The 10,086-nt window shown below is 69.8% G+C and carries 11 protein-coding genes; 6 read left to right on the top strand and 5 right to left on the bottom strand.

What is annotated here, in order from left to right:
• Positions 1–62: 62 nt before the first annotated feature.
• Complete coding sequence (locus tag ACFV46_RS29130; protein WP_385500443.1) at positions 63–971, bottom strand: SCO1860 family LAETG-anchored protein; 909 nt, start codon at positions 969–971, stop codon at positions 63–65.
• A 276-nt stretch (positions 972–1,247) separates the two neighbouring features.
• Between ACFV46_RS29130 and ACFV46_RS29135 the strand changes: the two genes are divergently transcribed.
• Positions 1,248–1,643 carry a carboxymuconolactone decarboxylase family protein gene (locus tag ACFV46_RS29135; protein ID WP_055621385.1) on the top strand — a complete coding sequence of 132 codons (396 nt, stop codon included), beginning with the start codon at positions 1,248–1,250 and terminating at the stop codon, positions 1,641–1,643.
• 4 nt (positions 1,644–1,647) lie between these two features.
• Here the strand turns inward: ACFV46_RS29135 and ACFV46_RS29140 are convergent, their stop codons facing one another.
• The 4 genes from ACFV46_RS29140 to ACFV46_RS29155 are packed head-to-tail and all read right to left on the bottom strand — an operon-like array spanning position 1,648 to position 5,236.
• Complete coding sequence (locus ACFV46_RS29140; RefSeq protein WP_376727920.1) at positions 1,648–2,739, bottom strand: amidohydrolase family protein; 1,092 nt, start codon at positions 2,737–2,739, stop codon at positions 1,648–1,650.
• A gap of 21 nt (positions 2,740–2,760) precedes the next feature.
• Positions 2,761–3,555, bottom strand: coding sequence for an amino acid ABC transporter ATP-binding protein (locus ACFV46_RS29145; RefSeq protein WP_361931123.1), 795 nt, complete (start codon positions 3,553–3,555; stop codon positions 2,761–2,763).
• On the bottom strand, positions 3,552–4,385 hold the full coding sequence (locus ACFV46_RS29150; RefSeq protein WP_361931126.1) for an amino acid ABC transporter permease: 834 nt from the start codon (positions 4,383–4,385) through the stop codon (positions 3,552–3,554). Before ACFV46_RS29150 ends, ACFV46_RS29145 begins: the two co-directional genes overlap by 4 nt.
• 5 nt (positions 4,386–4,390) lie before the next feature.
• Positions 4,391–5,236: a basic amino acid ABC transporter substrate-binding protein gene (locus ACFV46_RS29155; RefSeq protein WP_361931129.1), complete on the bottom strand. Its 846-nt coding sequence runs from the start codon at positions 5,234–5,236 to the stop codon at positions 4,391–4,393.
• A 229-nt stretch (positions 5,237–5,465) separates the two neighbouring features.
• Here ACFV46_RS29155 and ACFV46_RS29160 point away from each other — a divergent pair, with 229 nt between their 5' ends.
• The 5 genes from ACFV46_RS29160 to thpD all read left to right on the top strand — a co-directional run bounded on the left by ACFV46_RS29160 (position 5,466) and on the right by thpD (position 10,046).
• Complete coding sequence (locus ACFV46_RS29160; protein WP_376727922.1) at positions 5,466–6,569, top strand: pyridoxal-phosphate-dependent aminotransferase family protein; 1,104 nt, start codon at positions 5,466–5,468, stop codon at positions 6,567–6,569.
• Between the two features lie 307 nt (positions 6,570–6,876).
• Positions 6,877–7,383, top strand: a complete 507-nt coding sequence (ectA, locus tag ACFV46_RS29165; protein WP_385500444.1) for a diaminobutyrate acetyltransferase — start codon at positions 6,877–6,879, stop codon at positions 7,381–7,383.
• Positions 7,384–7,416: 33 nt separating this feature from the next.
• Positions 7,417–8,688: a diaminobutyrate--2-oxoglutarate transaminase gene (ectB, locus tag ACFV46_RS29170; protein ID WP_361931137.1), complete on the top strand. Its 1,272-nt coding sequence runs from the start codon at positions 7,417–7,419 to the stop codon at positions 8,686–8,688.
• A 47-nt stretch (positions 8,689–8,735) separates the two neighbouring features.
• A complete protein-coding gene (locus ACFV46_RS29175) occupies positions 8,736–9,134 on the top strand; it encodes an ectoine synthase (protein ID WP_361931140.1) in 399 nt (132 codons plus the stop codon).
• A gap of 6 nt (positions 9,135–9,140) precedes the next feature.
• Positions 9,141–10,046 carry an ectoine hydroxylase gene (thpD, locus tag ACFV46_RS29180; RefSeq protein ID WP_385500445.1) on the top strand — a complete coding sequence of 302 codons (906 nt, stop codon included), beginning with the start codon at positions 9,141–9,143 and terminating at the stop codon, positions 10,044–10,046.
• The last annotated feature ends 40 nt before the right edge of the window (positions 10,047–10,086 follow it).

Consider the following 10,086-nt stretch of genomic DNA (forward strand, 5'->3'; position numbering starts at 1 on the left):
CGCAGGACGGCCCCCGGGCGCCGGCAGTGGCGGTGCCCGGGGGCCGGTTCAGGTGGGTGGCGTCAGTTGCGCCCGCGCTTCGCCAGGGCGACCGCGCCGCCGCCCGCGAGGAGCAGGGCGAGAGCGCCGCCCGCGATGTACGGGGTCATGGGGTTGCCGCCGGTCTCGGCGAGGCCCTCGTCGGCCTTCTCGCCCTGCGGCTCGATCTCACCGGCGGGTTCGGTGCCCGGCGCGGCCTCCTCCTCGGGGGCGGCCGGGGTCTCGCAGGTGGCCTTCGCCAGGGTGAGGGTGCCCTCGACCTCGGCCACGTTGAGCTTCAGCGGGTTGACGGAGACGTTGAGCTCCAGCGCGGTGGCGGCGGCGGTCCGTGAGGTCCGCTCGGTCCTGGAATAGTCGAGGCGGACCTCGCCCACCCCCGGGACCTCGACCTGAGTGGTCCCGCCCGCGGTGAGCTTCACCTTCTTGCCGAGGACGGTGACGTCGCCCAGCAGGTTGGACGTGGCGGTCGGCTTCTCCCCCGCCACACAGGTCGCCCTGGACGTGACCTGGCCGACCTCGATGAGCGACAGCAGGGGCAGGCCCGGGACATGGACCTTGGCGTGGGCGAGTTCGGTGCTGCCCTCGGCCCTGCCGTCCTCGACCGTGGCGCTCGCCTTGGCGACCTCGGCCTTGACGACGCTGAAGGGCTCGCCGCCGTCGACCCCGTCGAGGCTGGCCGTCAGCGCCGTCTTCTCGGCGCTGCGCGGTGCCCGCACCTCGTTGAGGGAGACCGCGAGCGGGACGTTCACGGTCTTGTTGAGCAGGGAGACGTCGAGCCCGGTGCGCAGGACGACGGCGCTCGCGCTGCCCTCGTCACCGGTGGCCTGGGCCGGACCCGCCGCGCCGAGGACCGCTGGGCCGGCGGCGAGCGCGGTGGCCGTCGCCAGGGTGGCGAACCGGCGTGCGGGCATGCGGAAGTTCTTGCCGTTCAAGGTGGGGACCCCCAGAGGAAACGTGCTCGGGACTCGGCAAGAATCGCGCACCTCGGGTGAACAGTCAGCGTTCCGCCGCCACTTCACTCCAACGTGACTTTCCCGTGAACCTTTTCGAATCCTGCGGCACGGGTGTTCCCCGAAGTCGCCTCCGTACCCTCATCCGGGCGAGCGCCCGCGTGAAAACGGGGTGTCGGCGGCGCAGTACGCGTCACCAGCGGCCGTTCCCGTCGTTACGCTGCGTCGACCGGCTCACCGGAACGAAGGGAAGCGCAGATGTCCGACCAGGAACGGGACTACTCCGCCGCGCTGGGCACGGCCGAGCGGCTGCTCGGCATGCCTCTGGAGCGCTTCCTCGATCCCGGCGAGGGCGAGCCCGCCAACGCGGCGGATTTCAAGCGCCTTGCCACCGTCCACACCTTCGGCGACGCGTGGCCGCGCACCGAGGTCCTCGACACGCGCACCCGGGCGCTGGTGTCGGTGACGATCGCCGCGACCCTGGGCACCCTGGAACCGCTCCGCGGACAGCTGCGCATCGCGCTCAACAGCGGGGTCACCCCGGAGGAGATCGTCGAGGCGTTCATCCACATCGAGGCGTACGCAGGTGCCGCGCGCGCCTTCGAGGGCTACGGCGTCGCACGGGAGGTCTTCGCCGAGGCGGCGTCCGGCTGAGCGGTCAGCCGACGACGCGGCCGTTCAGGACGATGCGGCGCGGCGCCGCCAGGACCCGGACGTCGGCCCGCGGGTCCGTCTCGTAGACGACGAGGTCCGCCGCGGCGCCCTCCTCCAGACCGGGTCGGCCGAGCCAGGCGCGGGCCGCCCAGGTCGTCGCGGCGAGGGCGTCGACGGCGGAAAGGCCGGCGGTGACCAGTTCGGCCACCTCGGCGGCGACCAGGCCGTGCGGCAGGGTGCCGCCCGCGTCGGTGCCGACGAAGACGGGGATGCCGGCGTCGTGGGCGTCGCGGACGGTGTCGTAGCGCCGCTCGTGGAGCCGGCGCATATGGGCCGACCAGCGGGGGAACTTGGCCTCGCCGCCGTCGGCCAGCTTCGGGAAGGTCGCGATGTTGACGAGGGTCGGCACGATCGCCACCCCGCGCTCGGCGAACAGCGGGATCAGCTCGCCGGTGAGGCCGGTGGCGTGCTCGACGCAGTCGATGCCGGCCTCCACTAGGTCCTGGAGGGAGTCCTCGGCGAAGCAGTGCGCGGTGACCCGGGCGCCGAGCCGGTGGGCCTCGGCGATGCCCGCCTCGACGGCCTCGCGCGGCCAGGTGGGCGCCAGGTCGCCGAGGTCGCGGTCGATCCAGTCGCCGACGAGCTTGACCCAGCCGTCGCCGCGCCGGGCCTCCTGGGCGACGTAGGCGACCAGGTCCTCGGGTTCGATCTCGTGCGCGAAGCCGCGGATGTAGCGGCGGGTGCGGGCGATGTGCCGGCCGGCCCGGATGATCTTCGGCAGGTCCTCGCGCTCGTCCACCCAGCGGGTGTCGGAGGGCGAGCCGGCGTCCCGCAGCAGCAGGGCGCCGGTGTCGCGGTCGGTGAGGGCCTGCTTCTCGGCGGTGCCGGCGTCGACAGGGCCGTGCGGGCCGAGTCCCACATGGCAGTGCGCGTCGACCAGGCCGGGCAGGGCCCAGCCCTCGACGGCGCGCACGTCGCGGGCGCCGGCGGGACGGTCGTAGGTGATCCGCCCGCCGACGACCCACAGCTCGTCCCGGACGTCGTCCGGGCCGGCGAGGACCCGGCCCCTCACGTGCAGCACCGCGCGTTCGCTCATGCCCTGCACCTTAGTGAGCGGCTACTCGGTCTTGCCCACCTGGTCCTGGACGCCTTCCTCGACGTCGGCCATCGCCGGGTCGAGGAGCCGGGAGAGGAAGTGCCGGGTGCGTTCGTGCCGGGGGTTGCCGATGACCTGGTCGGGGGTGCCGTCCTCGACGATCACGCCGCCGTCCATGAACACGACCCGGTCGGCGACCTCGCGCGCGAACGTCATCTCGTGGGTGACGACCATCATCGTCATGCCCTCGTTCGCGAGCATGCGCATGACGGCGAGCACATCGCCGACGAGTTCGGGGTCCAGCGCGGACGTCGGCTCGTCGAAGAGCATGACCTGCGGTCCCATGGCGAGGGCGCGGGCGATGGCGACCCGCTGCTGCTGGCCGCCGGAGAGGCTGGCGGGGTAGGCGCCGGCCTTCTCGGCCAGGCCGACCCGCGCCAGGTTCTCGGCGGCGACCTTGGCGGCGGCCTCCTTGCCGCGGCGGAGCACCCGGCGCTGCGGCAGGGTCAGGTTCTCGGTCACCGTGAGGTGCGGGAACAGGTTGAACTGCTGGAAGACCATGCCGATCCGGCGGCGTACGGCGTCGATGTCGACGTCCGGGTCGGTGAGCTCGGCGCCGCCGACGAAGACCTGCCCCTTGGTGGGCTCCTCGAGCAGGTTCACGCAGCGCAGCAGCGTCGACTTGCCCGAGCCGGACGGGCCGATGACGCACACGACCTCGCCCTGCCGGATCTCCAGGTCGATGCCGCGCAGCACCTCGTTGTCGCCGAAGGACTTGTGCAGGTCGCGGACCTGGATCTCTGCCGTGGTACTCACTTGACGGCCTCCTGGGCCTTGGCCTCCATACGGCGGACGACGAAGCCGAGCGGAATCGTGATCAACAGGTAGCACAGGCCCGCCACCAGGATCGGTGTGGAGTTGGCGGTCTGGCTGGCGAGGTCGCGGCCGAACTTGGACAGCTCCCGCTCCTCCAGCGTCACCCCGAGGAACAGCACCAGCGAGGAGTCCTTGAACAGCAGGACGAGTTCGTTGGTGAGCGGCGGCAGGATGATCCGGAACGCCTGCGGGATGATGATGGAGATCATCGCGCGGGCGGGCGAGAAGCCGAGCGAGCGGGCGGCCTCCATCTGTCCCTTGGGCACCGCCTGGATGCCGGCCCGGATCGTCTCGGCCATGTAGGCGGCGGCGACCAGACCGAGCGCGAGGGCGACCTTGCCGTAGGTGCCGCCGGGGATCTCCGTGCCGGGGAAGGCCAGCGGCACGGCGACGCCGATGAAGATGAAGATCAGCAGGGCGGGCAGGCCGCGGAAGATCTCGATGTAGACACCGGCGAGCCAGCGGTAGGGCCCCACGGACGACAGCCGCATCAGCGCGATCACCATGCCGAGGACCAGTCCGACGACGAAGCCGGACACGGTGTAGAGCACGGTGTTCTTCAGCGCGAGGGTGATGACCTCCGGGAACATCTCCCGGGCGATCGAACCTTGCGCGAACTGGTTCTTCAGCCGGTCCCAGTCGGCCGCGACCGCGAAGGCGATCACGGCCGCGACGAAGACGACGTACTGGACGCCGCGCGACAGGCTGCGCTTCTGCCGCCGGGTCAGGCCCTTCTTCTTCGGCTGGAGTGGTACGTCTGTGCCGCTCATCGGGGTCAGGCGGCGGGCGACGGAGAGGCGGCGGACTCGTCGTACGGGCCGATCCACTTCTCGTACAGCTTCTTGTAGGTGCCGTCGGCCTTGGCCTCGGCGAGCGCCTTGTTGATCGCGGCGAGGAGCTTGGTGTTGCCCTTCTTCACCGTGAAGCCGTACTGCTCGCCGGTGTTGATCTGCTCGGCGACCTGGAAGGCGTCGGCGTTGGCCTTGTCCTTCAGCCAGCCCTGGACGACCGGGTAGTCGATGACGACGGCCTGGACCTGGCCGGTGCGCAGGCCGTTGATGACGGCGTCGGAGGACTCGAAGGAGACCGGGTCGAGGCCCTTGCTCTTGGCGTAGTCCTCGCCGGTGGTCTGGGCCTGGGCGCCGACCTTCTTGCCCTTGAGGTCGGCGAAGGAGGAGATGCCGCTCTTCTTGTCGACGAGGACGGCCTGGGTGGCCTCGAAGTACGGGTCCGAGAAGTCGACGTTCTTCTTGCGCTCGGCGGTGATCGTCATGCCGGCGGCCGCGAGGTCGCATTCGCCGGAGTTGAGGAAGGCGCCGGTCTTGAAGTTCTCGAAGGGCGTGTCGAGGATCGCCTGCTTCACGCCGAGGTCGTCCGCGACCAGGTCGATGAGGGAGACGTCGAAGCCCTGGACCTTGCCGTCGATCTCGGACTGGAAGGGCGGGTACGGCAGGTGCGTGCAGGTGGTGAGCTGGCCCGCCTTGACGAGCTCGACACCACCGGCCGCGGTCTTGGTGCCGCTGCCGCCGTCGTCGGAGGAGCAGCCGGCCACGAGCACCAGCCCGGCCGTCGCGGTGGTGGCGGCCAGAACGCGGGTCCGGCGCCCGAAGGTCGTCTTCACGGGGGAGCCTCCTGTGGGGGAACTGAGAGTTCCGATTATAAGGAGAGGTTTGAGGTCCTCAAACCAAACCGATGGTCCAAGGGCCGTTCGACCTGAGAAGTGGGGAGCGGGCACGGCCGGGCCCGCCTGGGGCCCAGGGTGTAGATGTGCCCGTACGGGACGGGATTACGCTCATGGGGTCGGCTTCGGAGTGAAGAGCCGGAGCGCCGAGAGCGAAGAGAGTTCCGCCGTGACCCACCCCTTCCTGGATCTGGCCCCGCTGAGCGCCGCACGTTTCGCCGCGATCGAGGACCGTGTGGCCCGGCTGCTCGGGACCACGCAGAACGTCGTGATCATGCAGGGTGAGGCGCTGCTGCCGCTGGAAGGGGCGATCCGGGGGACGGCCGGGCCCGGCACGACCGCGCTGAACGTGATCACCGGCCCGTACGGGCAGACCTTCGGGGACTGGCTGCGCGACTGCGGCGCCCGGGTGATCGACGTGGTGGTGCCGTTCCACACGGCGGTCAGGGCACGGCAGATCCATGACGCCCTGAAGAGGCACCCGGAGGTCGACTTCGTCTCCCTGGTGCACGCGGAGGCGGCGACCGGCAACACCAACCCGGTCGCGGAGATCGGCGAGGTGGTGCGCAGGCACGGGGCGCTGTTCTATCTGGACGCGGTGGCCTCGATCGGCGCCGAGCCGGTGCTGCCGGACGCGTGGGGCGTGGATCTCTGCGTGATCGGCGCGCAGAAGGCGATGGGCGGTCCGGCCGGGGTGTCGGCGGTGTCCGTGAGCGAACGGGCGTGGGCCCGGATGGCGGCGAACCCCGGGGCTCCGCGCCGGTCGTACCTGTCGCTCCTGGACTGGAAGGAGCGCTGGATCGACGGCGGCCGCCGGGCGCTGCCGCACGCGCCGGCCCAGCTGGAGATGCTGGCGCTGGAGGCGTGTGTGGAGCGGATCGAGGCGGACGGCCCGGACGTCGTGATGGCGCGGCACCGCGGGGCGGCGCTGGCCACCCGGGCGGGGGCCGTGGCGCTGGGCGGCGGTCTGGAGCCGTATGTGCACGAGGCCCGGGACGCCGCTCCGGTGGCGACGACGCTGCGGACGCCGTCCGGGGTCGAGGCGTCCGAGATCGTGGCCCGCGCGCTGGCGTCCGACCCCGCGCTGCCGCTGGCGGCCGGGGGCGGGGCGCTGGCCAAGGAGATGATCCGGGTCAACCACTACGGCAAGGACGCCACGGCCGGCGCGGTCCGCGGCAGCCTGGCGGCGCTGGGGGCCGCACTGGCGGAGAAGGGGCTGACGGTGGATGTGGAGGCGGCTCTGCGAGCCGTCGACGACATCATTGCAGCATGAATTCAGAGGTAATTCTGTAATTCTTTATCAGGTGCAGCTTTCCTTAAGCTTCTGCCCGCTTCTCCAGCTCCTAAACGCGGAGATTCCGTGAACCCGGAATGTGTTGTTCCGGCCACATTCCACGCAAGTTACATGGCTGTGACGCGTTCCACATCGCAGACGTTTTGTCCGGTATTAACCTAGCAAAAAGGGCGATTCGTTACGCCTGAGCGCCTCCACTCACGCCCGCGTGATAACACAGGCCGACAGTACACGTAACCCCTTCCGGCCATGCATTTTTCAATTTCTCTCGGTAAATTCAATTTGCATGACTGCCGCACAAGCAGACCTGCAAATCGACCGTCCGGCGACAGCCGACGGCGCCGCGCTGTGGCGCATCGCCCGCGACTCCGAGGCGCTCGACCTGAACTCGTCGTACAGCTATCTGCTGTGGTGCCGGGACTTCGCCGGCACATCCGCCGTCGCGCGTGACGAGCGCGGCGAACCGGTCGGCTTCGTCACCGGATACGTGCGGCCGGAGCGTCCGCACACCCTGCTCGTCTGGCAGGTGGCCGTGGACGGCGCCCACCGCGGACGCGGACTCGCCGCGTCCCTGCTGGACCAGCTCGCCGCACGCGTCCACCGCGAGCACGGCGTCACGAGCGTCGAGACCACCATCACCCCGGGCAACACGGCCTCCGAGCGCCTGTTCGCCTCCTTCGCCGAGCGCCACGGCGCCGCGCTGGAGCGCGAGGTGCTGTTCCCGGCGGGACTGTTCCCGGACGGGCCGCACGAGCCCGAAGTGCTGTACCGCATCGGCCCCCTCTCCCTCTGAACCCTCCCCCACCCCCACGAGGAGCGATTCGTCGTGACCATCACCCAGCCCGACCTCAGCGTCTTCGAGACCGTCGAGTCCGAGGTGCGCAGCTACTGCCGCGGCTGGCCCACTGTCTTCGACCGTGCGCGCGGCAGCCGCATGTACGACGAGGACGGCCACGAGTATCTGGACTTCTTCGCCGGTGCCGGATCACTGAACTACGGGCACAACAACCCCGTCCTGAAACGGGCGCTGATCGACTACCTGGAGCGCGACGGCGTCACGCACGGGCTCGACATGTCCACCAGCGCCAAGCGGGCCTTCCTGCAGACCTTCCAGGACCTGGTGCTGCGGCCCCGCGACCTGCCGTACAAGGTCATGTTCCCGGGCCCGACGGGCACCAACGCCGTCGAGTCCGCCCTGAAGCTGGCCCGCAAGGTCAAGGGCCGCGAGGCCATCGTGTCCTTCACCAACGCCTTCCACGGCATGTCGCTGGGCTCGCTGGCCGTCACCGGCAACGCCTTCAAGCGCGCCGGCGCCGGCGTCCCGCTGGTCCACGGCACGCCCATGCCGTTCGACAACTACTTCGACGGCACGGTCGAGGACTTCCTCTGGTTCGAGCGGCTCCTGGAGGACCAGGGGTCCGGCCTGAACAAGCCCGCGGCCGTGATCGTGGAGACCGTGCAGGGCGAGGGCGGCATCAACGTGGCCCGCCCCGAGTGGCTGCGCGCGCTCGCCGAGCTGTGCGAGCGCCAGGACATGCTGCTCATCGTCGACGACATCCAGATGGGCTGCGGCCGCACGGGTGCCTTCTTCTCGTTCGAGGAGGCGGGCATCACCCCGGACATCGTCACCGTGTCCAAGTCCATCAGCGGCTACGGCCTGCCCATGTCGCTGTGCCTGTTCAAGCCCGAGCTGGACATCTGGGAGCCCGGCGAGCACAACGGCACCTTCCGCGGCAACAACCCCGCCTTCGTCACGGCGACGGCGGCGCTGGAGTCGTACTGGGCCGACGGCTCGGCGATGGAGAAGCAGACCCGCACCCGCGGCGAGCAGGTCGAGCAGGGTTTGATCGCGATCTGCGAGGAGAACCTGCCCGAGGTCAAGGAGTACCGGGGCCGCGGCCTGGTGTGGGGCATGGAGTTCCACGACAAGGAGCGCGCCGGACGGGTCGCCCGCCGCGCCTTCGAGCTCGGGCTGCTCATCGAGACGTCCGGCCCCGAGAGCGAGGTCGTGAAGCTGCTGCCCGCGCTCACCATCACCCCGGAGGAGCTGGACGAGGGACTGAGCGTCCTCGCCCGCGCCGTCCGCGAGACCGCCTGACCGGTCCCCGGCAGAGAACACCACCACCTAGGAGGCATCGCAACACCGTGATCGTCCGTTCGTTCAAGGAGATCGAAGGCACCGACCGCCACGTGAAATCGGCGTCCGGCACCTGGGAGAGCAAGCGCATCGTCCTCGCCAAGGAGGGGGTCGGCTTCTCCGTGCACGAGACGATCCTGTACGCGGGCACGACGACCGACATGTGGTACGCCAACCACATCGAGGCCGTGGTCTGCACCAAGGGCGATGCCGAGCTGACCGACCGCGAGACCGGGGAGACGTACCACATCACCCCCGGCACCATGTACCTCCTCAACGGCCACGAGCGGCACACGCTCAAGGTCAAGGAGGACTTCCACTGCATCTGCGTGTTCAACCCGCCCGTGACCGGACGGGAGGACCACGACGAGAACGGCGTCTACCCGCTGCTCACCGAGGAGGTGTGAGTCACCGTGACCACGACCACGCACGTCACCGATCTCTACCCGACCCGCGGTGCCACCGAGGTGGCGACCCCGCGGCAGGACCCCGTCGTCTGGGGCTCCCCCGACACGCCCGGCCCGGTCTCGGCCACTGATCTGCAGGCCCTGGACCGCGACGGCTTCCTCGCCATCGACCAGCTGATCGGCCCGGACGAGGTCGCCGTCTACCAGCGCGAGCTGGAGCGCCTGGTGAACGACCCGGAGATCCGCGCGGACGAGCGCTCCATCGTGGAGCCGAAGTCCAAGGAGATCCGGTCCGTCTTCGAGGTGCACAGGATCAGCGAGGTGTTCGCGAACCTCGTGCGCGACGAGCGGGTCGTCGGCCGGGCCCGGCAGATCCTCGGCTCGGACGTCTACGTCCACCAGTCGCGGATCAACGTCAAGCCCGGCTTCGGGGCCAGCGGCTTCTACTGGCACTCCGACTTCGAGACCTGGCACGCCGAGGACGGCCTGCCGAACATGCGCACCATCTCGGTCTCGATCGCGCTGACGGAGAACCACGACACCAACGGCGGGCTGATGATCATGCCCGGCTCCCACAAGACCTTCCTCGGGTGTGCGGGAGAGACGCCGAAGGACAACTACAAGAAGTCGCTCCAGATGCAGGACGCGGGCACGCCGTCCGACGAGGCGCTGACCAAGATGGCGTCCGAGTACGGCATCAAGCTCTTCACGGGCAAGGCCGGTTCGGCGACCTGGTTCGACTGCAACTGCATGCACGGCTCCGGCGACAACATCACGCCGTTCCCGCGCAGCAACGTGTTCATCGTGTTCAACAGCGTGGAGAACGCCGCCGTGGAGCCGTTCGCGGCTCCGGTCAGGCGGCCGGAGTTCATCGGCGCGAGGGACTTCACCCCGGTGAGGTGTACTATATAGCGCCCGCGGCGTCGCGGGACGATTTTTTGTTTTTTTATGT

Source organism: Streptomyces sp. NPDC059852, from assembly GCF_042731455.1.
GTDB lineage: Bacteria > Actinomycetota > Actinomycetes > Streptomycetales > Streptomycetaceae > Streptomyces.

Bases quoted from the DNA above. Each gene is read 5' to 3' on its own strand.
- ACFV46_RS29135 (WP_055621385.1), top strand. From the start codon at position 1,248: ATGTCCGACCAGGAACGGGACTACTCCGCCGCGCTGGGCACGGCCGAG.
- ACFV46_RS29140 (WP_376727920.1), bottom strand. From the start codon at position 2,739: ATGAGCGAACGCGCGGTGCTGCACGTGAGGGGCCGGGTCCTCGCCGGC.
- ACFV46_RS29150 (WP_361931126.1), bottom strand. From the start codon at position 4,385: ATGAGCGGCACAGACGTACCACTCCAGCCGAAGAAGAAGGGCCTGACC.
- ectA (WP_385500444.1), top strand. From the start codon at position 6,877: ATGACTGCCGCACAAGCAGACCTGCAAATCGACCGTCCGGCGACAGCC.